Below are 21619 nucleotides of genomic sequence, written 5' to 3'. Positions count from 1 at the left end.
TAAGGGAATGTCTCGTTACATAAAACTACCAAATTCTATAGATAATTGGTAAATAGTATTGGACATAATAGACGAAAATTGTGGTCACTCCCCGGTACAAAAATCAATTCGAAGAAGCGCTTCCCCACCTTCAGTGCCTTGCGAATCTAAAACTACTTCCTGGACATAAATACTGACCCCCTGCATTTCCTCAAGTATTTTGAGCGACCTTAAAATGCCCTCCCAGGGGCCGCGTAATCTGAATCGAACTAAACCGTAATCTAAGCTTACGCCTTTACCGATCTCTAGCCGTTCTCCAAACCGTTCAACATTCAAGGCAAATACATTCACACTCTCCTTTATAAACACATTGCGACACTGATCGATCATGTCGGGTAACTGATCCATCGTAGGAACAATGGATGGTCTGTCATCTCCTTCAGTATTTACCGACTCCGCTTGCAATACGTTTTGCCAATAGATTTTTTCTTTTTGTAAAGCGCGCAGATGAAGATAAGCCGGTTGCCAGAGAATCAAAAATGATGCGATAGTGCAAGCCAATGACATCAAGATAATTCTCTTAATATTACGTAACGAAAGCTGCTTTATTAGACAAATTAGGGACGGGCAGACGATAGGTTTAACCTTAATCTCGCTTGGGGAATAAGCCATTGGTTAACCTCCTTCAGCTTTTCCACGTTTTGCACTTAATGTAAACTCGACGTTGTCTAGCTCGGTCAATTTATAACTCGTCAAGGCCGGTTGCTCCCAGCCTATGCCCCGCATTGTACTGATCAAGTTTTGAACTCCTTTATATTCATCAGCCCTCGCGCTTAAAGACAGGCTACCTTGCTTATACATCACTTGTTCAATCTTTAACCCCTGTCCCGACAGCGCCTGAACTTGTGCCAATCCCTCTCCAATTCTCTCAGGGTGAATCTTGACCTTTTTCCAGGCATCTTCGAGCTTTTCCCGATGTCTGGCCTGTTCCTCAATTCTAACACCCTGTCGTGAAAGCAATGGAACTTCTTGTCGCAGTGGTAATGTCATTTGATTGAGTACGAAGTATCCAATAGTAACAATCAGCAACAGGGCCGCACTAAAAAAAGCCAGCCCGCCGAATGTTCGCCTATGCCTCTGTTCCTTATTTGGTTGCCGCCACAGATTAAGTTCAGGATGCTGTGTAGAAATTCGCAGTCCATACCCAACGACCACCTCGCTCCAACCCTTATTCTCTTCAAGGACCCTTTGCCAGGACTCTGGGACACCCTTGAGTAGAGCTTGCTCCACTATGGAAACATGACCTGACGCCAGTACTCTCTGTGCCAGTTGATCTGTGATTGAGTCTCCACTCCAAACCAAGCGTTTCAAGTTAAGATCCGTTTGTTGTGTTCTGTAATATAACAAAAAACGATGAATCTCATTTTCCAAGGCTTCTAACCGCTCTTTTAAACTCTCTCCACCTCCTATTAATGGCGCGAAAGGGGGTATGGTATGAACACTTTCCGGAACCATTCCTTCAAACAAAGCTATTTGAAAACAATCAGATTCTCCATGGAGATAAAGCACATCCTCCTTCGGTTGAAAGCCTAAAGCTTGCCCTAAGACAAAAAATGCAAAATCTATACCTTCAACCTTAAACCCTGCTTTTCTAAAGATAAAGACATACTGTTCAAGGATGCTTTTTCGTGTAGCCCCTAATAAAACCTGTAAACTTTTGTTTTTTTCCTCTAAAATTACAAGGAAATCATAAAGTAAATCTGCCCTTACAATAGGAATCTCCTCATCGACTAACAGAGACACTGCCGATTTTCTATCACGTTTTGGAAGCCATGGCAAGGAAAATGCCCGTATAAAGCCCTGTTGAAGAGGAATTGCCAGATATACCTTCTGACCTTTGCAGGGTTGATGGGAGGTATACGTCAATAAGATATTGATTAAAGCATTTTCATCTCGTACGTTACCCTGCTCGATGAGCCCAGCCGATATTGGGATGCGGTCAAACTTGACCATATTAGAACTATGACCCTTATGTATGAAGGGAGGGACCGAAAACCAAAACGCCCGAATTTCTCCATCGGTCAACTCAAAGACCACTGAATCGTTTCGCATGAGGTCACCTCCCACATTTCTATTATCTAGCCCACGCCCAATACCATTCCAAAAGTTGAGTTCCCCATAATAACGTCAGTATCGCGCCAAGTGCAAGGTAAGGTCCGAAGGGGATCTGTTGGCGAAAAGCCTTTCTACCCGCCAAAAGAAGGATAATTCCCAGGAACGCTCCCGCAAAACTTCCAGCAAATACAGCTAGGAAAATAGAGGGAAACCCTAAAAAGGCACCCATTGCAGCTACCAGCTTTACATCTCCAAGTCCCATTCCTTGCGGATAAACTAAAGCAATAATCCAAAATAACCCCCCGGCCCCCAAGGCACTGAACACGCTTTCCCATCCAGTCGGGTTTCCCGGTATTAGAAACGCTCCTAGAATACCAAGTCCCAACAGCGGAAGGGTAAGAACATCTGGCAAGCGGAATGTATCTAAATCAATCAAAGATAAGGCAACGAGCACCGCTACAAAAACTAAGTTTAAAAGTAATCGCGTTGTATTGATCCCCGTATCCAAACCGAGCATTGCCGTAAGAAAGAAGAGACCCCCTGTAAGAAGTTCAACCATGGGATAACGCCAAGAAATATGTGTTTGACAGTTACGACACTGCCCTTTCTGAATCAAAAAACTAATCACGGGAATAAGTTCCCATGCTCGAAGAGCATGTCCACAGTCAGGACAGTGAGAACCAGGGGTTACGATGGATTCGCCACGAGGGACGCGATATATGACCACGTTCAGAAAACTACCAATCAGGAGACCGAAGAGCCCGAATGTAATACTTATAAAATATAACGAATAATACAACGAAATATCCCCTTCCTGGTTAGATTCCTGGACTACCTACGCTAATTTGCCGACGTCCATAGAACACTATCTAATTTATCATTGTATACACGGACCTCAGCTGCCAAGCCCTCTGCATCCAAATAAATCATGATCGTGTTCTTAGTGACATCAGCTCCAGGTTCAGTAATGCTAAATTGTGTCTTATCCGAGTTAGGTGTAAGCGTGAGGATCCCAAATCCCTTGTTGGCGTCATTGACAATCTGTTGTGTTGTTGTTTTATCCAATTTATTAATATATTTCGGAATAAGATTCGAATTGACCACCTCTCCAGCTGCATTCACTACTACGTCAGCTTTTTTAGGGTAATTTCCGTTTTCAACCTGATAGCGATCCAAGGCCGCTTTGACTTGGTGTGCCGTCGCTATATCAGCTTTTTGGCGTGCATTTAATGTACTCGAACCCAACTTTGGAATTACTATAGTCGCTAAAACGCCTATAATAATCACTACGGCTAACACTTCAATTAGAGTGAATCCGTTGTCTCGTTTGTTATTGTTCATCCCAGCTACCCGGTTAAGAAAACTTGGATAAAACCTAACCTATTCCTTTCCTCAAAGTTATGAGTGACCTCTCCAAGTTTTAGCCATTAGCGTAGAGTCATAGACCTTGAGTTTATCTAGATTATTCCAGATGTGAACTAAGATCAAAGATAGGGAGCATTACCCCGCTGGCGACAAGCCCGATCAGCCCGGCTAAAGCAAGAATAAGTGCTGGTTCAAGCATACGTGTTAATCGGTTGAGCTGATCCTCTAGTTCACGCCGAAACATTTGCGTGACATAATGCAACATACGATCCAATTGGCCAGATTCTTCAGCGACAGAGATCATTTCAGCTCCCTCTCTAGGGAAAATCCTGCTCGCACGCAGTGAAGGGGCCATATGTTTTCCCTGCCGAACCTCGAAGACAAGCTGGCTCGTCAATTCCAACATTTCTCGGCTATGCAATGCACCAGCCGTTAAACGCAAAGCCTCGAGTAAAGGGATTCCGGCATCGATCAATCGACCCAAAATCTGGCTAAATTGGACTAAATCGCGAAAGCGATAGACCTTTCCGAGAAGGGGAATCCATCCTAATAAGTGGTCTAAGCGCATTTTCCAACGATCTGAATTCGTGTGTTTCATAACAAGTAAACCACCCGTAACCAAACCAAATGTACCCCACAGAAAAAAGGGAATTTTTCGTCCACCCGCAAAAATGACTCTAGTCAAAAACGGCAATTCTGCGCCCATACTTATAAAAAGTTTCTCATACATAGGGAGTACCCAGACAGAAAGGACATAGAGCACTACGATCACTGCGAGGAATAAAAGAAGAGGGTAGGCCAGGGCTGCCTTTAGCTTTTTCTGATAAACGTGTTCCTGATCTAACTCGTCTGCGACTTCCTTGAGGACTTTTGCCAGTGTACCAGTATATTCCCCAGCTTTGACCATAGAGAGGACGAACGAATTAGGACATGGATTTAAAAGAGTTAAAGCTTCCGACAAATCTCTACCTTCTTCTATTTGTTCCTTGACACTCTTCCATTGTTCCTGCTCAAAGGTTAATTTTGTTTCATGAAAGGTCATCATCTCTAAGGCCTGAAGCATCGGAATCCCTGCTTCTAATAAAGTAGCTAACCTGCGGGCGAAATGGCTCCACTGAATCTTCTTACGGGTCGGTACAAAAACGCTTTGCCAATTTCGCGTTGAACGAACCCCCACAGGGAAATACCCTTCCTTCCTTAGTCGTGCTTGAATCTCTGGAATTTCATCACCATCCCAGCAACCCCTTTGAATTATCCCCTTCTCGTCAACCGCTTTCCATACGAATCGTCGCTTCTTCATCTCCTTAAACTATCGGGACTCTGTAGCTTTTCTTGGGCAACCTCATAAGAAACAAGACCTTTTTGAACTAAGTCCATAATAGCTTTATCCATCGTTTGCATCCCTAGCTTAGCATTTGTTTGAATGACGGTTGGTAACTGATGGGTTTTCCCCTCACGAATCAAACTGCGGACTGCTGGCGTCGCCAACATGACTTCAATGGCCGCTACACGCCCTTTGTGATCAGCTCTGGGAAATAATTGTTGAGACATTATCCCCTGCAAGACGGCAGCAAGCTGCACACGAATTTGCTGTTGTTGATGCGGTGGAAAAACATCGATCATCCGATCCACTGATTGAGTTGCATCATTCGTATGAAGCGTACTGAAGACTAAGTGCCCCGTTTCTGCAGCTGTGACAGCGGTTGCGATAGTTTCTAAATCTCGCATTTCGCCTACTAAAATCACATCTGGATCTTGACGTAAGACAGCGCGCAGCGCATTTGTAAACGACTGAGTATCATTACCAACTTCTCTTTGATTAACTAAGCTCAATTTATGCCGGTGCAAATATTCAATAGGGTCTTCAATGGTTACAATGTGACAAGCGCGTGTGCTATTAATATAATCCACTAACGAAGCTAGTGTCGTTGATTTGCCGCTTCCAGTAGGACCCGTCACTAACACTAAGCCCTTATGTAAACGAGCCAATTCAATACTTACAGGCGGAAGACCCAGATTTTCTGGACTGGGTATAACAAAGGGAATCAAACGAATGACCACACTAATGGACCCTCGCTGGCGAAAAGCATTAACTCGATATCGTCCAACCCCTGGCAGGCTATAAGAAAGATCCAATTCTCCGTTTTCTGCAAATCGTTGGGCCTGTTGCTCGTTCATTAGGGAACGGCCAAACGCTTCAAGATCAGCTTGTGAAATCTTCTCACTTCCAATTTGAACCAGTGAGCCGTCAATCCGCAGAACCGGCGGACTCTCCACCGTCAGATGGATGTCTGATGCCTTTTTTTCTCCTGCCAGATGTAAAAGTTCTTCTAGTGAAAGCATCTTTCTTTTTCTCTCCTCTTACCCTTCAATTCCAGATGTAGCATGTAGAACTTCTTCTACAGTTGTTATTCCTTGGGTCACTTTCGATAGCCCATCTTCCAAAACGGTGAGCATGCCTGAAACCATGGCCTGTTGCTCAATGTCCCTCGAATTATGACTAGAAAGTACCAGTTCCTTGATCTCATGGCTATATTGCAAAAACTCATGAATCCCAATCCTGCCTCGAAACCCAGTTTCCATACATTCAGAGCAACCAGAGGATCCATAAAGTAACGTAATGGAAGCCGGTAAGCGAAGGGTCCTTTTCTCTGCCTCATTTATTCGATAAGCTGTCTTGCAGTGTTCGCACAAACGACGGACCAAGCGTTGGGATAAAACTCCGCTGACAGCTGCCGCCAGGAGGTATGGTTCTATCCCCATATCAACGAGTCTTGCCAACGCCTCTGCGGCTGTATTGGTATGTAGTGTCGATAAAACCAAGTGACCTGTTAAAGAAGCCGTGATGGCGATTCTAGCCGTTTCTTCATCTCGGATTTCCCCAATCATGATCACATCTGGGTCTTGCCGCAAGATATGTCGTAATCCGACAGCAAAACTAAGTCCCGCTGGAAGATTTACTTGAACCTGATTTATCCCTGAAAGTTGATACTCGACAGGTTCTTCAATTGAAATGATGTTTTGCTCCTCAGCATTCAGTTCCCTAAGAAGCGCGTAAAGGGTTGTGGTTTTACCACTTCCCGTCGGTCCGACCACCAATATTAAACCATTCGGACGTCTTAACAAGCCTTGTAACCCTGATTCAATCTCCGAGCGCATTCCTAAAGCATTAAGCGGACGCTGGGCCATCTCGGGGTCTAAAATGCGCACAACGATTTTCTCTCCATACACAGTTGGCATCGAAGCCATTCGCAAGTCAACACGTCGAGTCCCAGCGTTAAACGTCATTCGTCCATCCTGTGGAATTCTGCGCTCTGCAACATCCATTTGAGCCATGACTTTTAAGCAAGAAACGATACTCCGAGCGACACTCGAAGAGAGGGTATGTTTCCGGATAAGTTTACCATCGATACGATAGCGCACGACAAAATCACTTTTACGTGGTTCCCAATGAATGTCACTTACCCCTTGCATGACCGCCTCGTACAACACGGACCGAACTAATTTGAGAGTGGGGGCGTCATCCTCTTCCAGAAAATCGGTTTCTGTGACCTCGGCCGACCATACACCTCGATGTTCTAAGATTCTGTCCGCGGAGTTGGCCAGACGAGCGACTGATTGCTCTACGGTCAAGTACTTACGAATTGCGGCTTGGATTTCCTCCGCCTTAGCAAAGACGGTTTCAACCTCCAACCCCGTCAAAATCCGGACATCACGGCGAGCCCTCTCATGAGTGGGGTCTAACATGGCGACTCTTAAAATACCCGATCGCTTTTCAAATGGGATAAGTGTATAGCGACGAGCCAACTCTTCAGGAATTAAACCCGCGATCCTTGGGTCAATAATGACTTTGGTCAGCGAAACTTCAGGAATACCCAGGTATCCACGAACTGCTTCTGCTAAACTCTCTTTGGACAAGGCTCCCATACGCATAAGTGCTTCACCAATCGGTTCTCCATTTTTCAGCGCAATTTCTAATCCCACTTCGAATTTCTGAACGTCAATATAGCCCTTAGCGAGTAAAAATTGCCCCAACCCACTACTTTCTCTCATATTAAGTATGCAGCTCTTGGTATTTTTTCATGATCCACTTTCCGGTGTTTAACTGAAGTATGACTTCAATTTTACGAACTGCTAATCCTGAATGTCCCTGAGAAGTCACTTTATACTCTCCTCCACTCGTCGTCTCTATTGCTACATCAACACGCCCAAAATTTAACAAAAAACCTCCTCCTCGCAGTCCGGAATTAACAAGCAAATGGGCTTTAGCCCACTCAATTCCACCTTCAGCTGCGTAAAGAGCCTGTCTGCTTTGAATTTCCCGTCTCACCATTCTGTGCTCTATATTAGCCTTTAGATAGCCTTCCATTCCTAGTCCTGAAAAGATCGTCAATAGCAGAAGAACAAGAAGACTAACATATCCAGTCGACCTTGACTTTTCAAAATCATTCAACTTCTCAGGATCATTGGAATTACACAAGTTATCGTTCATCCTCGAGATGTTGGAGAGAATGACCTCTGACGGATAGAGCTTCGCCACGACGCTCGTTGTCCTTCCACACTCGCTTCCAAGAACACGTCCCACAGCCCTGGTTCCACCTCCACACATTCCCATCCTGTAATATAACTAGCCAAGGGTTCTTTAGCTACTAAGTGCTTCCAATAAAGATCCTTTGTACCATCATAATCCAAATCATCGATAAAATAAGCATCGACCGTAGGCACTGGGTTTGAATCTGCAGGCATTGGTAAGATCTTCAACACACAGGTATCAGTAACCCATTCCACGGTTTGCGCAGAACGAATCTCAGTAGAGACGGTTTTTCCAGCGGTCATAATGGCATAGTGCGCTTCTAAATGATTTTTTAAGGCTCGTGCTCCACGCCATTGATCTGTTAATAGGCTAAGCCCAGTTACCAGAATAATCCCGGAAATCAGTAATGCAAATAAGACTTCCATAAGTGTTAAACCACGTTCAGAATCATAGCCTCCTCTAATCAACCGCATATAGGCTCTCCAATATGTACCAAGATGAGGGATTCCCCTGCTCTGACCAGCGGACTTCCACACTAACTCGCAAGAGTTGTGGTATATCATCCCAATCGGTACGAATTAGCCAGTGGAACTTCCCCTCGCTTCCTTCGACAATTCCACCAGGTATGCAAGCTCCTTGATTAATATTATCACTCCAAGTATGAACCGCTAACTGGTCTAGTTTCTTCTGAGCAAGGTTTGCTCCCTCCATGAAAGTTGACGCTTGGCGGGATTCGTAAACCGCCCCCTCAGTCAATCCATAAAGAACAGCAAATCCTAATGAAAAGAGAAAAAGGGCAAGTAACACATCAAACATGACATACCCTTGCGTGGGATTTACTTCTTTCGTAGTCATCTCCCCCCTGAATAGCTTACTTGCCCGAAAGTATCGATCTGATAACTTTGAGCAGAATTGAAGGGATTTATGGGAACTTCAATTAGATAAGGACCACGCCATCCACTCACCCCTTTTGGTATGTGTACTAAATCCAGAACACTTGACGGATAAACTCCGACATCAATCCGGTAAAGTTGTGCTGCACCTTCAATCTTCTCCATATTGGCCAAATTGACACGGACGCGAACCTGTTGCGCGGCTGAACCGAAATGGGGTGTAACTGTGGTCAGAAGGACTCCCATCAGAAAAAGTACAAGAAGGAGTTCCCACAACGTGAATCCAGATTGTACGTTACTCTCTCTTGCCAAGCCTCACTTCTACTCCTTAGCAATCCTTAATGTGTCTTGCTCACAATATTCCAAGAACAATTTTCATTACCTCTTATTCCCTTTTATTTCTCTATTCTTTATGAAATACCTTCTGCTCGACAGATTTTTTTGAAAAATACAAACAATTTACATTCCCCTTGATTTTGTCGTAGATTATTCTCTTAAGCGCCATGATCCTACCCCCAAAAACAAAGAAATCCGACAAAGGTCATTCGACCCTTATCAGATTTTCATCACTCAATTATTTTCAGGAAATCACCTGTATCCATGCAGCTAGTATCTCTGAATCTGTACAGTCCTTCGAGATCACCGTTCGCCCGATCCCTTGAGGAAGAATCAGGATTTTTCGTCCCCCCTGGTTTTTCTTATCTGTTTTCATCCGTTGCAACAAGGCCTGAGGGTCTTGCCCTTTAATTGTGGTAGGTAAACCATAAATGCTTAGCAAATGCTTGATTCTATCAACCTCTGCCAAAGTCATGAGCCCCTTAGCGCTGGCGAGAAATGCGGCTGCCACAATCCCAATGCTAACCCCTTGGCCGTGGGTCACTCCATGATAGTTCATCTCCGTCTCCAAGGCATGCCCAAAACTATGCCCAAGATTCAGCAAAGCACGTACCCCGTGTTCTTGTTCATCCTGCGAAACAGTCCTCACTTTGACTGCTGAAGATCGTGTCACCATTTCCTGCCAAATCGAGGGGTTCCGTTGCTTAATGTTTTCTTCCTGGTTTTCAAAAAACTCAAAGAGATCCAGATCGGCAATTAAGGCGTGCTTAATGCTTTCAGCTAAACCGTTTTCCACTTCGCTCCAAGGTAAACTTTCGAGAGTTGTAAAATCTGTCCAAACTGCCAGCGGAGGATAAAATGAGCCTAAAATATTCTTGCCCGCGGGATGATTCACAGCAACTTTCCCACCGATGCTACTGTCCACTTGCGCCAACAACGTGGTTGGGACTTGAATCAAACGAATTCCCCGCATGAAAACACTAGCAAAAAAACCAGCCAAATCCCCAATAACGCCTCCTCCGAGGGCAATTACGAGGGTTTTGCGGTCTACACCACAACGCAGTGCCGCTGTCGTTAGCTGACTTAAGCGTTCCAGGGACTTTTCCATTTCTCCTGCAGGGACTGTTAATAAATTCACGCGATAGTCAAGAAGGCCTTGCTTAAGACGTTCTGAATAAAGCTCTGCGACAGCCTGATTTGTAATGATCAGAATGTGCTCCACCTCTTCAATTTGAGAAGAAAGGTACTCTCCTAACTCTTCGAGAGGCACTCCCAAAAATACTGGGTACGGGCTATTCGCCTCTACATTAATCTTTTGCCACGTCGCTAAACCCATTCTTCTTCATCCTCTCTAACCTTGCAAGAATTTCACCGACCACTTCATCAATATTTTTATCTGACGTGTCAACCGTAAAGTCAGCCTGGGCGTAGCATACTTGCCGTTCAGACCACAACTTTTCAATCGCCTCTCTTGTGCCTTTGAGAAGAGGTCGATCATTTTTATGGCCGATTCGACTGAGAATCGCTTCCATCGAGGCATGAAGAGCTATGATAATCCCATTCTGGGCCAACGCTTCCCAGTTACGTGAGTTCAACACAGTCCCACCGCCCGTCGCAATGACTAACTGCTCCTGTTGACTGAGACGCTGAACTACGAGCCGTTCTTCAGAACGAAAACGAGTCTCACCGTACCGTCGGAAAATCTCAGACACACTCAAACTTGTGATTTCTCCGACTTCCAAATCTGTGTCGACAAAATCCCAAGCAAGCGACAGAGCTAAGCGCTTTCCCACCGTGCTTTTGCCAGTTCCCATAAATCCAATGAGAACGATGTTTCGCATGGAGCTTCATTCCTCTCAATGATTATGTGTCAAATATGTCTTATAGGCTTCCCATGCCGTTTGCAATTCTATAAAGCTATCCGCAGGGAATTTCTCAAGTACCGCTTCGGCGATCACCCAAGCCACCACATGTTCTAAAACTACCAGAGCTGCGGGCACAGCACAGACATCTGAACGCTCAACGCTGGCCTTAACTACTTCTTTAGTTTCCAAATGTACCGTGTCTAACGGCTGATATAGGGTAGGAATCGGTTTCATCACCGCCTGAAGGATAATGGCCTCTCCGTTGCTCATTCCCCCTTCGATTCCCCCGGCATGGTTAGATCCTCTTCTAAAGCCCTCTCCCTGGTGATAATAGATCGGATCATGAACCATCGAACCCATTCGTTCCCCCGCTTCAAATCCTAACCCAAAGGAGACTCCTTTTATTGCTTGCACAGAGAGAACTGCCTGAGCCAATTTTCCATCTAGCTTCCGGTCCCACTGTACATGGGATCCCAATCCTGCGGGGATGTTATGAATTTGCACTTCTAGTAATCCGCCTAAAGATTCACCACGTTCTCGTGCAACAGCGAGTCGTTCCCCCATCTTTTGTTCAGCAGTGAGGTCGCCAACAGACCACTCCGACCTTTTGACACGTTCCCAATATTCTTCCTCATTTGACCGCTCTGCGTGAACACCACCCACCGCAAGGACATGTCCTCTGACCTCCACCCCTAATGCGGATAACCCTTGTCTAACAATACTCCCGATTGCCACCCGCATGGCAGTTTCTCGAGCACTCGCCCGTTCGAGGATATTCCGAACTTCGGTCCGGTATTTAAGAGCTCCTGATAAATCAGCATGACCTGGTCGAGGGGTCAGCACTTTGCGACTCTCTAAATCAGCCTCTTTCCCCCAGGCCATAATTTTTTCCCAGTTTTCCCAATCTCGATTTAGAATTTCCAAAGCGACGGGGGCCCCCGTACTTAACCCGCCTCGTATTCCGGAAACAAGATGAACTTCATCTTGTTCAATAGCCATTCTCCCACCACGCCCAGGGCCTCGTTGACGTTGTCTGAGGGCCTCATCAACTTGATCCTTGGAAATCTTCATTCCCGATGGTAGCCCTTCGATAATCCCTACTAATTTTTGACCATGTGATTCCCCTGCCGTTAAAAAACGCATTTTTTAGTCCCTTCTCTCTATTCCCTACTTTTCTCTAATGCGCATACCTACTGGGGCAACGACGATGCTCCTTCGCACACCCGAAGGAGTTGTTAAAATGATCGTTGTTCCTACACTTCGCCCTAATGCATTAAATGATAAATTTTTCGGACTTCCAAAAAACTCAATCCCATCTTCAAAGTATACATTTTTTATCATTTTGCCTTGCCTAAAGATTTGATAATGGTGATCCCCTGTCTGATAATAAAAATTGACCGCATACCAATTATTCTCGGCCAATGCGGCCTGCCGTGCATCCCGAATGTCCTCTAATAATTGTGTTGACTCAAAGGCAAGGCGTTGCTTTTCAAAGTTTACAGGAAGCTTAATGAGCAGATAAAAACCTGAACCCGCCAATAGAATTAAAACAAGCAGAATTTCCAGTAACGTAAATCCTTGATCATCGGTCCTCACTCTGCTCATTTACCTCTTCCTTTACTTCTGCTTTTCCTTTGCCTATTACTTTTCACGTTACCCTTTGTAAAACATTCGCTGCATGAGCTGCCCTTTCAAAGCCTGTCGCATCGCCTCAACGGGAGCTTGTCCCCCAAGCCAGAACTCCCAAGCCAAAACCCCTTGAAACAGCAGCATACCTGATCCATCCAACGTACGACACCCCTGCTTTCTTGCTTCTTGCAAAAAAACCGTTTCCCTGGGATTAACGATGATATCAACGACGAGCGTTTGATCTGAAATTCCCTTAAGAGAAAACGGAAAGGATTCACCATGTAAGCCCACGGACGTAGTTTGTACTAAGAGGTCTACACCTTCAAGCCATTTTCCCGGGGCAAATAAACCCGAAGTCGCGATTCCTCCCTCACGTTGAATCGCCTGAACCAACTCACTCGCCTTTTCTGGCGTTCGATTAAGAATATGCAGTTCCATCTCTTGTTCGGCAAGAGCCAAGGCAATCCCTTTAGCTGCACCACCCGCACCTAGGAGAACTGCTTTTTTCCCTTTAAATCCCTTGAGATCATCTTGCACTGAACGAACAAACCCAACGCCGTCCGTATTGTGACCAATTCTTTGCCCATCAAGAATCTTCACTGTATTAACAGCTCCCGCGCGCCTGGCTTCGGGAGTAAGAGCATCTAACAGGGAAATAATGGGTTCTTTATGGGGTAGAGTTACGTTCCAACCAGAAAAGCCCAGGGAACAGAGACCTTCTACCGCTTCCGCCAAATGGCTAGGCTCAACATTAAAACGTTGATACTCCGCGTCGATACCTAAAGCTTTATACCCTGCGTTGTGCATCCACGGGGAAAGAGAATGGTCTATCGGAGTTCCGATCACTGCATAATGTTTCTCCACTTTATGACAGTCCTTTACGTGTTAATTTCAGCGACACTCGTCAACCATGGCCGGCCTACTGAGGCTCAATCTTTCTGACTGATCTTATAGTAAAAAAGGAATGGCATGCCATTCCCTTAATGCTTAATGAATTTTAGGACTGAAGGGTTTCGCTGAAGCAAAATGCTTCATTATCCAGACGAGCGCCTTCTCAATCCGTCGCATAACGCGTGTCCCGATAAACTCATGGTCATTTATCGGAGTGACTAAAATCGTATAGAGTCCAAGCCGATTTCCACCTAAAATATCCGTAAACAACTGATCCCCAATGGCAGCTGTATCCTCATGCCCAGTTCCTAAAATGTCCATTCCCGCTCGAAACGCTCTTCTTCGTGGCTTTGTCGCACGAAAAACAAACGGTATTCCTAATCGTTCAGCAACAACAGCAACACGCTGGCGCTTCTTATTGTTTGACACAACACAGGCACCAATTCCAGCATCTTTAACTTTAATAAACCACTCTGCCACTTTTGGACCCACTTCGACATCATTCCATGGGGTCATGGTATTATCTAAGTCGATAATGAGCCCTTTGATCCCATCACGAACGAGTTGTTCAACCGAAATAAGATCGAGTGAAGGAGCTTGAAGTGTCGGTCGAAAATATTCAAACATTGAACCCTCCAAAGTGCAGAACTTTTTCATAATTATACCTTAGAGGATGCCACAAGGGCAAGTAATGGACTCATTTATTTGGATCAATCTTCCCCATCTCTTCCATTAATTTTTGGATAGCTTTCTTCTCGATGCGAGAAACATACGATCGTGAAATATCCAAGGCCTTGGCAATCTCCCGTTGTGTCCTTTTCGGACTGTTCATTAATCCATAACGCATTTGAAGCACCATTTTTTCCCTTCCAGTGAGCTTCTTCACAAGCTCAAGTAAAGCCTTTTGCTCAGATTCATTTTCAACCCTCAAGGAAATATCCTCCTCATTTGAACCCAAGACATCAATAAGCGAGATCTCATTACCTTCTTTGTCCATTCCAATCGGATCATAAATAGAAACTTCGCCGCGCGACTTCTTCAGTGACCGCAAATGCATTAGAATTTCATTTTCTATACAACGAGCCGCGTAAGTGGCAAGCTTCGTCCCTTTCCCCGGATCAAACGTATTAATTCCCTTAATTAAACCAATTGTACCAATCGAAATTAAGTCGTCCCCATCTTCCCCTGTTCCGTCAAATTTCTTCACTAGATGAGCCACCAACCGCAGATTGTGCTCCACTAACGTATTGCGCGCTTGCTCAACCTCACGGGTTAAGGTAAAGGGCTCTGTTTTGCTTTCACTCAGGATTCGTAAATAACGCGCTTCCTCCTTCTCATTTAAGGGCTGGGGGAAGGCATTATTATTGATATACGAAACTAATAAAGAAACTCCCTTAAGAACGGAGAGTGCCATACTGACAAAGAACAGTTCCGCGAACATTTCTCCACCCCTTTCACACGTTATTTTAATACCTATGCTTAAGAGGGGGAGATTTTGCTTATCCACATTATTTAAAAAACCGCCTGCCCCAGAGTGATGATCTAAATCCTAAATCCGGACATTGAAAGAAAAAGACCTCCTATTGTAGAATTAGAAATCTGCAATAGGAGGTTTGTTATGTCAGGAAAACGAGGAATGAAACATTTCGGGGAAAGCATTATTAAAGAAGTTCTTCAAATGAAGGAAAATGGAATGACCAATCGTGAAATTGCTGAATACTTCAACTTGAGAAATACTAAGGCCGTTAAAAGTCTAGTGAATAGACACAATCGAAAGCAACGGTCCCTAGAGGCGGGAATCGTAATACGACCAAAAGGAAGACCAAGGAAAGGAACAAGTTTAACAACCGATCAGGAAAAAGACAACGAGATTAAGCGGTTAAAAATGGAGAATGAACTTCTGCGTTCTTTTCTTCAAATCGCTGGAAGGAGGTGAGTCCATCAGTAAACTATTTAGCAATATACCGTCACAGAGATTATTATTCAATAACGGCCATGTGTAAGTTTTTTGCGGTATCCCGTAGCGGATATTACGATTTCTGCAAGAGAATTGATAAACCTGACAAAGATGAACCCTTGGCACAAATGATACAGGAGTGCCAGGACCGTACAGGTAAAACATACGGCTATCGACGAGTGAAGATATGGTTGCATCGAAAGAAGCAGCTATTGGTTAACCACAAAGCCATATTGCGAATCATGAATAAATATGGATTATTGGCTGAAATACGACGACGCAAAAAATATAAACGAATGGGTGAGCAACTACATAAGTACGAGAACCTTCTAAATCGAGAGTTTAAGGCTGCTAAACCTAATCAAAAATGGGTTACCGATATCTCCTATATTCATACTGGTCAAGGGACTCTTTATCTGTCCATGATCCGTGATCTATTTGACGAAAGCATAATTGCACATAAGGTAGGCACAGAGCAAACTGTTAATCTCGTACTTAATACTGTTAAGCGGCTATACAAAAAGAAGGGGTCACCGAAGAGCTGCAACTCCACAGTGACCAAGGGTTTCAATACACTTCAACCGGGTATTTCAACCTAACCAAAGAGTACGGTATAATACCTTCAATGTCAAGAAAAGGGAATTGTTATGATAACGCAATAGCGGAAAATTTCTTCGGTATTCTCAAATCAGAGTGTATCTATAAACACAAGCCAAAAACCTTTGATGAGGCCCGACAACTAATTAATGATTATATTTATTTCTACAACCATGAACGTATTCAGCTCAAAACGAAACTGACACCGCTCGAAAAGCGGTGCCAGATTGCGTAAATCAATGAAATTCTACGATAGGCCTTTTTAATACTGTCCGTTGGACAGGGTTCAGTTCAGAGTTTGGGGGAGGCGGTTTTTAGGTGCATTATTAACAGTAGTATTCAATGGGCAAATTTTTAAGGATGAGGTGCATCTTTTCACTTATCCTGCAATAGTGAATTGTATTGTTGCACTTGTTTAAGCTGGTTTATCGAAAAAGTCATATAAGAACCCATCCCTGATCCGATGCCAGCGCTTGACAGCAAAATAATAAATATTATCAAGAATAGGATTAAACGGTAGATCATAAAAAACACAACTCCTAATGCGCCTGCATTTCACTCTGGTAAAACCTATGCAAAGAAGTATGATTGTTTGCTTATCCTATTTAAACATCTCAGCAGCCGAATTGACTCCGAACTGAGCCGACATAAAGGGTGGATTAGGACTATTAATATTAGCTGTTCCAAGCGAACTGGCATAGGCTGTCAACTTGATTTGGGCAGTAATAACTACCTGAGCGGAAGATGAATCAGAAGACAATAACTCGGTGTTGCCCTCTTGTGTTGACTGGCTACCTGAATCCGCAGTTGAGACATTCTCACTCGGAGCCTGATCACCGGAATTGGGAGAACTAGAACTGCCTGAATATCCATTATCCAGTATCTTGGTTGCATCCACGACTGTTACTTTAGGCGATTGAGCAATAAGTGGAGAAACTGGTACATACGCTGTAGGGGTAATATTTGGAATGATTGATCCGGCGGTTCCAGTGGGTTGACTAGAGGAGTTAGTAGTATTTGGAGCCTTTTCTGCAGTTATTGTAACACTCTGAACCGACAGTTTTTGTAACGGTGTATATCCAAAAGCACTTATCATTGTAAGTACATCATCGACCTTACCCTTGCAGGTAAACGTCATTCCCACAGACTGATAACTACCTTTGTTTTGAAGAGGCTCAAATTGCAGGGTATTAGGGTCTACGCCGTATAGTTTAGCGCTATTGTAAATATCTACCATAATCTGCGGATTTTCAAGGCGGGGAGGAATTTGAGCACTTAGATTTATAGTTTCTGTGTTCATCACTTCGATGTTCTTCTCTAGATCAGACTTATTTTGTTGGTACGAGGCTAACTTATCATAATATTGCTGACGTTCAATTAATTGTCCTTTAATTTTTTGCGAAACTTCCCATTCGGGCAAAAACATATAATAGAAATAGGCATATACTAGTCCCATAACAACTAAGATTATTAAGGCTGTCTTTTCTATCTTTTCTTTGTTCATATCTATTCCACCTATACTTATAACTAAAGAGCATTAAAGAAAGTATTGTACAGACGTTTACTTTCCATTAACCAAGGCAACACTGTCCAAAGCACTACATGGCCCCTCTAGATTCTCCGATAAAGAACTTACTTTGTAATAATAGATACCAACTGGCAAACCGCTATCTAACAATTTAGTTTCAGTGACAATTCCCACTATAACAAAGGGTCCATTTTCCGCTCCCCCTCGATATACCTTGTAGGCGGTTGCGGAACTTACACTGTTCCATGTCACCCTTATCTGACCTGGGGCAACGGGTATAGTCGAAACCCCAGAAGGTGCTTCTGGTATATTTCCAGTGACTCCCACTGGATTGTCAAAAGAGCTTTCTATCCCGTTTTTACTAACGGATTTTATTTTATAATAATATGTTAAAGGATTTGCAAGCCCGTTGTCTTCAAAATGAGGGACAGTCACATTGGCTACTTTTATATAATCTCCCTCTGGGCTTGTCGCCCGGTAGACATTATATGTGATGGCATTAATGGCTCTATCCCAATCGACGACAACCTTGTCGGGTCCCTGCACAATTGCGTTAACATGTTGGGGAATCCCCGGGTAATCCGAAGCAGGTTTACTTACGGGTGGTGCCTTGGGCTTTTCTGTTGTACTCTTAGAATCCGAAGTGTTGCCTTGAGGCGCTATCTTAGTTGGATCGCCAGCATCTGTATTTTGATTATTATTCAATCTAACTGTCCCATTATAGGTCAAAGAAAGAGATAGATTTTGTACTTTTTCTTCAAGAGAAACTGACTGAATATTTACGCCTTCAAATACGCCTGAATTTTGTAACGAAACCCATAGGCGCGCCAGATCCAGCGGACCGGTTACAGTCAGGCTAATATTCACTTTCTTATCACTGCCGAAAGCAAATGAATGTACTTCAGTTCCTGCTGGCAATAAAGTTTTAAGCTGATTGAGTACGATGATTGGATCGTAATTGTCATTTATTACAGTCTCGAGAAATTGCTTTTCCGCCTGAACCTTCGTCTTTAGATCATTAAGCTTCTTGACTTGCAGCTCCACAGGAAGCATGGCGGAGATTTTCTGATTAACAGCCTGCAAGTCGTAATTTAACTTATAATGATATCCCCACGGTAAACATGCTAAGACAAGCAACACTATTCCCCCACTAGCTCCGAGTACAATAATTCGGCTCGGTCGCCGAAAAGAACCCGCTGGAGCGAAAACCGTCGCCATTTCTGCTTCCCATCGCGCAGCAAAGTTAAATTGTACCTTCTCTCGCATTTAGTCCTCCCGCATAGCTAAACCGTAAAGGCTGCCGTATTTCATCCAATTATTAGAATCTCCCGTTTGTTCACTAAATGAAGGCTTCCATCCGTCAGGAAAACCCACCATCGTATCTATGTCAATATTCTCCTTAAAAATCTCTGGTAAAAATGGCCGATCAGCATACTCACCTGTCAGATACACAAGGTCAATCCGCTTGCCATAATGGCGTGCTGCAAAAAAACTAAAAAGCTGGTCCAACGTCTGCAATACTGGTAGGATAGTGTCTTCGGTCTTCTGTTTTCGTATCCGGCCAGTATCCCCAAAATCCGCATTGTCATCACTAGGCTCAGTCTCTTCAATCAAACTTTTTTTAGCATCCCCTGTAACACACGACAAGCCTGCGTATGATTTCAAAGCCGCCAACGATATCTGCATATCAGAGTATAAGAAAAACGTTCCCTGATCGAGAAGCAAAAACTCCACCCGGTCATTGCCCAAATCAATGATTGCTACATCCGATCCTAACTCTCCCAACCCAACAGTGGCAGTTTCTTGGCCCAAATTACCAAGCCTACCGTACAAACGCGTTAGGCAATCGGCGGCCAGATCAACGACACGAGGGGAAAATCCAAGTTCCTCCCACAATGTCCAAAGAGACACCCACTGTTGCTTGGGTAAAGCGGCCACCAGCACAAGCTGCCTTTTTTGACCGTCTTCCTCAAAGTACTTTAATACACGGTAGTCTAAAACATAGTCGGTAATATTCACTGTGAAATACTGAGCCACTTCTTCCGTTAGGAGTTTATCGAGATACTTCTTAGAAATAATAGGTAGGGTTATGATTCTAGTAATAACCCCAGGAATTGATACACTGATCTTTAGCTTCTTAACCGATACCTTTTCTTGCTTTAGCCAGTTTTTTAGCCTTTGTAGGTATTGATTCTCTTCATTTTCAACTATTATATCTGGAGCCTCAATATCACCTTGCTTTTCAAGAAGGTCAATCTCTTGTTCCGGTATTTCTTCCGAAAAGGTAGCTAAGTGAAGCACATGGATTTCATTTTTCCGGCGTTTTACCCTGGCAATAACCCAATACTTACCTTGAATATAGGCTAACCATTGTGTCCTAACGAACATCTAGATTTCTCCTTAGTTACCTTCTTGTTGCCAGACCACATAGATTGGTAGTGTAACGGAAAATGAGGTTACCGTTACGGTCTCACCAGGACTTCCTGCGCTTTGACCAGTCGCGATAATTCCATCTATTTGCCACTTAACATGACTATACTCGTGATTAATTGTAATATTAAAAAGCGGTGGCTGATCAGCATAGAAATCAGGTATTTGATATACATTTGTCCCCAGGTTATTTAAGGATGTTATTAGCGGGATGCACTGATTGTTATGGTCAAGATCAAGAAGCCTGAGGGTAGCGTTCGTAACGTGTACATTTGTTCCGCGGACGTGTCCCCCGTTAGTCCAGACGAATACCGAAAGTGGAAATGCTTGATTAACAGTGGCATACAAGAGTTTTGGCATTGTGCCGTCCGTGGGCAACGAACTTTCAAGATTACTATTGGCTAAGACCAGAGTGCTATTTCCTCCACCCTGATTAGTCACAAGTTGCTGCTGAATTGTACCTTGCAATAAATTAACATTTGGGTTCCAAAAATATGAAGTATTGATGATACGCTTAACTGGATTGACTCCAGAGGGATAATACCCTGTACCTCTAACATTCACGTAATAACAACCGACATTTATAGTGTCAGGAGTAAATTCGTAAGTTACCGTGAACGATCCTCCATAGCCAAAAGGATCATCCTTTCTGATCCCGTTTGTATCTGGTAAAATTGCAGACGTTTTTAATATATACCCACCATAATTTACTGCCGCTTGAGCTAAATAATAGGCTTTCATAGTATTCTCTTCAGAATTCTGGATTCGGGATCGGTAATTTAACAGGAAAAAATATATCCCTGTGATGACCATAAATAACATTATGATAGAAATCACCATCAGCAATGCGGAACCTCTATCTTGGGAAGGTTCACATCCTGGTTTACTGACCATAGTACAACCCCACCCATGTCACTAGTCTATAGTCACTCTTAGAATTTGAAGCGGTTATATCGATCTTAATTAAGTCGTTACCTGAAGAATTTGTGACGGGGCTAATTGAAAATGATTGAATCCCATCAGCTAACAATACTGATTGTTCATTGTTTAGTTTATACCGTAGTTCCCATGGGTTCTTGGATTTATCCACGTAGATGATCCCCTTTGGGTAGGAAGTGGAATTTATCAAACTCAGATTAGGATCTGTATCCACTAAGCAACTATTGACTAATGTAATTGGATCCTTTGAGTAAACCCCCGCATCAGAAGGTGTAGTCGTTGGCAAACTAGGTTTTTGCCCTTGTTTATAGGAGTAATAGGTTTTAGGGAAATACCTCACTTGATCTACTATCTTAGCTGTGGCAGCCCTGACCTTTTGCTCAAGACTATTCTTCTGAGTAGCGGTGTTATAAAGACGGAGTTGGCTATTCATCAACTGGGAAACATAAAGCATTAGAAACCCAAAGAGCATCATGGCAATAATGACTTCTAAGAAGGTAAACCCTCCTATTTTTTGCGCTTCATCTACAACATTTCTCCTGATAGCTAATTGCCTCATTT

The 21619-nt window shown here is 43.7% G+C and carries 26 protein-coding genes; 3 read left to right on the top strand and 23 right to left on the bottom strand.

Annotation, left to right across the window (positions count from 1 at the left end; all coding sequences use genetic code 11):
- Positions 1-84: 84 nt before the first annotated feature.
- From E4K68_RS00455 to sigK, 18 genes are all read right to left on the bottom strand, one after another.
- Positions 85-651 carry a hypothetical protein gene (locus tag E4K68_RS00455; protein ID WP_135376792.1) on the bottom strand — a complete coding sequence of 189 codons (567 nt, stop codon included), beginning with the start codon at positions 649-651 and terminating at the stop codon, positions 85-87.
- 3 nt (positions 652-654) lie between these two features.
- Positions 655-2091, bottom strand: a complete 1437-nt coding sequence (gene pilM / locus E4K68_RS00450) for a pilus assembly protein PilM (protein ID WP_135376791.1) — start codon at positions 2089-2091, stop codon at positions 655-657.
- Positions 2092-2113: 22 nt separating this feature from the next.
- Positions 2114-2893: an A24 family peptidase gene (locus E4K68_RS00445; protein WP_135376790.1), complete on the bottom strand. Its 780-nt coding sequence runs from the start codon at positions 2891-2893 to the stop codon at positions 2114-2116.
- A 41-nt stretch (positions 2894-2934) separates the two neighbouring features.
- Positions 2935-3435, bottom strand: a complete 501-nt coding sequence (locus tag E4K68_RS00440; RefSeq protein WP_135376789.1) for a prepilin-type N-terminal cleavage/methylation domain-containing protein — start codon at positions 3433-3435, stop codon at positions 2935-2937.
- A gap of 121 nt (positions 3436-3556) precedes the next feature.
- The gene (locus E4K68_RS00435; protein ID WP_135376788.1) at positions 3557-4759 is read right to left on the bottom strand and encodes a type II secretion system F family protein; all 1203 of its coding nucleotides are present in this window, start codon (positions 4757-4759) and stop codon (positions 3557-3559) included.
- The gene (locus E4K68_RS00430; protein WP_135376787.1) at positions 4756-5802 is read right to left on the bottom strand and encodes a type IV pilus twitching motility protein PilT; all 1047 of its coding nucleotides are present in this window, start codon (positions 5800-5802) and stop codon (positions 4756-4758) included. The genes E4K68_RS00435 and E4K68_RS00430 overlap by 4 nt, the downstream gene beginning before the upstream one ends.
- A gap of 18 nt (positions 5803-5820) precedes the next feature.
- Positions 5821-7512, bottom strand: coding sequence for a GspE/PulE family protein (locus tag E4K68_RS00425; RefSeq protein WP_135376786.1), 1692 nt, complete (start codon positions 7510-7512; stop codon positions 5821-5823).
- A 1-nt stretch (position 7513) separates the two neighbouring features.
- Complete coding sequence (locus E4K68_RS00420) at positions 7514-7939, bottom strand: hypothetical protein (RefSeq protein WP_243450196.1); 426 nt, start codon at positions 7937-7939, stop codon at positions 7514-7516.
- 8 nt (positions 7940-7947) lie between these two features.
- The gene (locus tag E4K68_RS00415; protein ID WP_135376785.1) at positions 7948-8466 is read right to left on the bottom strand and encodes a type II secretion system protein; all 519 of its coding nucleotides are present in this window, start codon (positions 8464-8466) and stop codon (positions 7948-7950) included.
- Positions 8453-8848: a hypothetical protein gene (locus E4K68_RS00410; RefSeq protein WP_135376784.1), complete on the bottom strand. Its 396-nt coding sequence runs from the start codon at positions 8846-8848 to the stop codon at positions 8453-8455. The genes E4K68_RS00415 and E4K68_RS00410 overlap by 14 nt, the downstream gene beginning before the upstream one ends.
- Positions 8845-9198: a type II secretion system protein GspG gene (locus tag E4K68_RS00405; RefSeq protein WP_243450195.1), complete on the bottom strand. Its 354-nt coding sequence runs from the start codon at positions 9196-9198 to the stop codon at positions 8845-8847. The genes E4K68_RS00410 and E4K68_RS00405 overlap by 4 nt, the downstream gene beginning before the upstream one ends.
- Before the next feature lie 268 nt (positions 9199-9466).
- On the bottom strand, positions 9467-10558 hold the full coding sequence (aroB, locus tag E4K68_RS00400; RefSeq protein ID WP_135376783.1) for a 3-dehydroquinate synthase: 1092 nt from the start codon (positions 10556-10558) through the stop codon (positions 9467-9469).
- The gene (locus tag E4K68_RS00395; protein ID WP_135376782.1) at positions 10530-11063 is read right to left on the bottom strand and encodes a shikimate kinase; all 534 of its coding nucleotides are present in this window, start codon (positions 11061-11063) and stop codon (positions 10530-10532) included. The genes aroB and E4K68_RS00395 overlap by 29 nt, the downstream gene beginning before the upstream one ends.
- 15 nt (positions 11064-11078) lie before the next feature.
- Positions 11079-12230, bottom strand: a complete 1152-nt coding sequence (aroC, locus tag E4K68_RS00390; protein ID WP_135376781.1) for a chorismate synthase — start codon at positions 12228-12230, stop codon at positions 11079-11081.
- Between the two features lie 24 nt (positions 12231-12254).
- On the bottom strand, positions 12255-12692 hold the full coding sequence (locus E4K68_RS00385; RefSeq protein WP_135376780.1) for a prepilin-type N-terminal cleavage/methylation domain-containing protein: 438 nt from the start codon (positions 12690-12692) through the stop codon (positions 12255-12257).
- A gap of 48 nt (positions 12693-12740) precedes the next feature.
- On the bottom strand, positions 12741-13580 hold the full coding sequence (aroE, locus tag E4K68_RS00380) for a shikimate dehydrogenase (protein WP_135376779.1): 840 nt from the start codon (positions 13578-13580) through the stop codon (positions 12741-12743).
- 123 nt (positions 13581-13703) lie between these two features.
- Positions 13704-14234, bottom strand: coding sequence for a YqeG family HAD IIIA-type phosphatase (locus E4K68_RS00375; protein ID WP_135376778.1), 531 nt, complete (start codon positions 14232-14234; stop codon positions 13704-13706).
- 70 nt (positions 14235-14304) lie between these two features.
- A complete protein-coding gene (gene sigK / locus E4K68_RS00370; RefSeq protein WP_135377216.1) occupies positions 14305-15048 on the bottom strand; it encodes an RNA polymerase sporulation sigma factor SigK in 744 nt (247 codons plus the stop codon).
- A gap of 177 nt (positions 15049-15225) precedes the next feature.
- Between sigK and E4K68_RS20880 the strand changes: the two genes are divergently transcribed.
- From E4K68_RS20880 to E4K68_RS00355, 3 genes are read left to right on the top strand one after another with little or no spacing between them, the layout of a single operon-like run.
- Positions 15226-15543 (top strand): imidazolonepropionase, encoded by a 318-nt coding sequence (locus tag E4K68_RS20880; protein WP_243450194.1) that lies wholly within the window; start codon positions 15226-15228, stop codon positions 15541-15543.
- On the top strand, positions 15540-16163 hold the full coding sequence (locus tag E4K68_RS00360; RefSeq protein WP_135376777.1) for an IS3 family transposase: 624 nt from the start codon (positions 15540-15542) through the stop codon (positions 16161-16163). The genes E4K68_RS20880 and E4K68_RS00360 overlap by 4 nt, the downstream gene beginning before the upstream one ends.
- Entirely contained in the window at positions 16079-16396 is a 318-nt protein-coding gene (locus E4K68_RS00355; protein ID WP_135377214.1) for an IS3 family transposase, read from the top strand. The genes E4K68_RS00360 and E4K68_RS00355 overlap by 85 nt, the downstream gene beginning before the upstream one ends.
- Positions 16397-16762: 366 nt before the next feature.
- Here E4K68_RS00355 and E4K68_RS00350 read toward each other — a convergent pair whose 3' ends face one another.
- The 5 genes from E4K68_RS00350 to E4K68_RS00330 are packed head-to-tail and all read right to left on the bottom strand — an operon-like array spanning position 16763 to position 21617.
- Positions 16763-17665, bottom strand: a complete 903-nt coding sequence (locus E4K68_RS00350; protein WP_135376776.1) for a hypothetical protein — start codon at positions 17663-17665, stop codon at positions 16763-16765.
- A gap of 57 nt (positions 17666-17722) precedes the next feature.
- On the bottom strand, positions 17723-18955 hold the full coding sequence (locus E4K68_RS00345) for a hypothetical protein (RefSeq protein WP_135376775.1): 1233 nt from the start codon (positions 18953-18955) through the stop codon (positions 17723-17725).
- A complete protein-coding gene (gene pilM / locus E4K68_RS00340) occupies positions 18956-20077 on the bottom strand; it encodes a pilus assembly protein PilM (RefSeq protein WP_135376774.1) in 1122 nt (373 codons plus the stop codon). It lies immediately after the preceding gene.
- 12 nt (positions 20078-20089) lie between these two features.
- Positions 20090-21013, bottom strand: coding sequence for a hypothetical protein (locus E4K68_RS00335; RefSeq protein ID WP_135376773.1), 924 nt, complete (start codon positions 21011-21013; stop codon positions 20090-20092).
- The gene (locus E4K68_RS00330) at positions 21003-21617 is read right to left on the bottom strand and encodes a prepilin-type N-terminal cleavage/methylation domain-containing protein (protein WP_135376772.1); all 615 of its coding nucleotides are present in this window, start codon (positions 21615-21617) and stop codon (positions 21003-21005) included. Before E4K68_RS00330 ends, E4K68_RS00335 begins: the two co-directional genes overlap by 11 nt.
- Positions 21618-21619 lie beyond the last annotated feature (2 nt).

Origin of the sequence: Desulfosporosinus sp. Sb-LF (assembly GCF_004766055.1) — a bacterium.
Classification (GTDB): domain Bacteria; phylum Bacillota; class Desulfitobacteriia; order Desulfitobacteriales; family Desulfitobacteriaceae; genus Desulfosporosinus.
The sequence above is the reverse complement of the archived record's forward strand: the minus strand, read 5'-3'. Positions and strand labels throughout refer to the sequence as shown.

Excerpts from the sequence above, each read along its gene's own strand:
- E4K68_RS00455 (WP_135376792.1), bottom strand. The coding sequence starts at position 651 with ATGGCTTATTCCCCAAGCGAGATTAAGGTTAAACCTATCGTCTGCCCG.
- pilM (WP_135376791.1), bottom strand. The coding sequence starts at position 2,091 with ATGCGAAACGATTCAGTGGTCTTTGAGTTGACCGATGGAGAAATTCGG.
- E4K68_RS00440 (WP_135376789.1), bottom strand. The coding sequence starts at position 3,435 with ATGAACAATAACAAACGAGACAACGGATTCACTCTAATTGAAGTGTTA.
- E4K68_RS00435 (WP_135376788.1), bottom strand. The coding sequence starts at position 4,759 with ATGAAGAAGCGACGATTCGTATGGAAAGCGGTTGACGAGAAGGGGATA.
- E4K68_RS00430 (WP_135376787.1), bottom strand. The coding sequence starts at position 5,802 with ATGCTTTCACTAGAAGAACTTTTACATCTGGCAGGAGAAAAAAAGGCA.
- E4K68_RS00425 (WP_135376786.1), bottom strand. The coding sequence starts at position 7,512 with ATGAGAGAAAGTAGTGGGTTGGGGCAATTTTTACTCGCTAAGGGCTAT.
- E4K68_RS00415 (WP_135376785.1), bottom strand. The coding sequence starts at position 8,466 with ATGCGGTTGATTAGAGGAGGCTATGATTCTGAACGTGGTTTAACACTT.
- E4K68_RS00410 (WP_135376784.1), bottom strand. The coding sequence starts at position 8,848 with ATGACTACGAAAGAAGTAAATCCCACGCAAGGGTATGTCATGTTTGAT.
- aroB (WP_135376783.1), bottom strand. The coding sequence starts at position 10,558 with ATGGGTTTAGCGACGTGGCAAAAGATTAATGTAGAGGCGAATAGCCCG.
- E4K68_RS00395 (WP_135376782.1), bottom strand. The coding sequence starts at position 11,063 with ATGCGAAACATCGTTCTCATTGGATTTATGGGAACTGGCAAAAGCACG.
- aroC (WP_135376781.1), bottom strand. The coding sequence starts at position 12,230 with ATGCGTTTTTTAACGGCAGGGGAATCACATGGTCAAAAATTAGTAGGG.
- E4K68_RS00385 (WP_135376780.1), bottom strand. The coding sequence starts at position 12,692 with ATGAGCAGAGTGAGGACCGATGATCAAGGATTTACGTTACTGGAAATT.
- E4K68_RS00375 (WP_135376778.1), bottom strand. The coding sequence starts at position 14,234 with ATGTTTGAATATTTTCGACCGACACTTCAAGCTCCTTCACTCGATCTT.
- sigK (WP_135377216.1), bottom strand. The coding sequence starts at position 15,048 with ATGTTCGCGGAACTGTTCTTTGTCAGTATGGCACTCTCCGTTCTTAAG.
- E4K68_RS20880 (WP_243450194.1), top strand. The coding sequence starts at position 15,226 with ATGTCAGGAAAACGAGGAATGAAACATTTCGGGGAAAGCATTATTAAA.
- E4K68_RS00350 (WP_135376776.1), bottom strand. The coding sequence starts at position 17,665 with ATGAACAAAGAAAAGATAGAAAAGACAGCCTTAATAATCTTAGTTGTT.
- E4K68_RS00345 (WP_135376775.1), bottom strand. The coding sequence starts at position 18,955 with ATGCGAGAGAAGGTACAATTTAACTTTGCTGCGCGATGGGAAGCAGAA.
- pilM (WP_135376774.1), bottom strand. The coding sequence starts at position 20,077 with ATGTTCGTTAGGACACAATGGTTAGCCTATATTCAAGGTAAGTATTGG.
- E4K68_RS00335 (WP_135376773.1), bottom strand. The coding sequence starts at position 21,013 with ATGGTCAGTAAACCAGGATGTGAACCTTCCCAAGATAGAGGTTCCGCA.
- E4K68_RS00330 (WP_135376772.1), bottom strand. The coding sequence starts at position 21,617 with ATGAGGCAATTAGCTATCAGGAGAAATGTTGTAGATGAAGCGCAAAAA.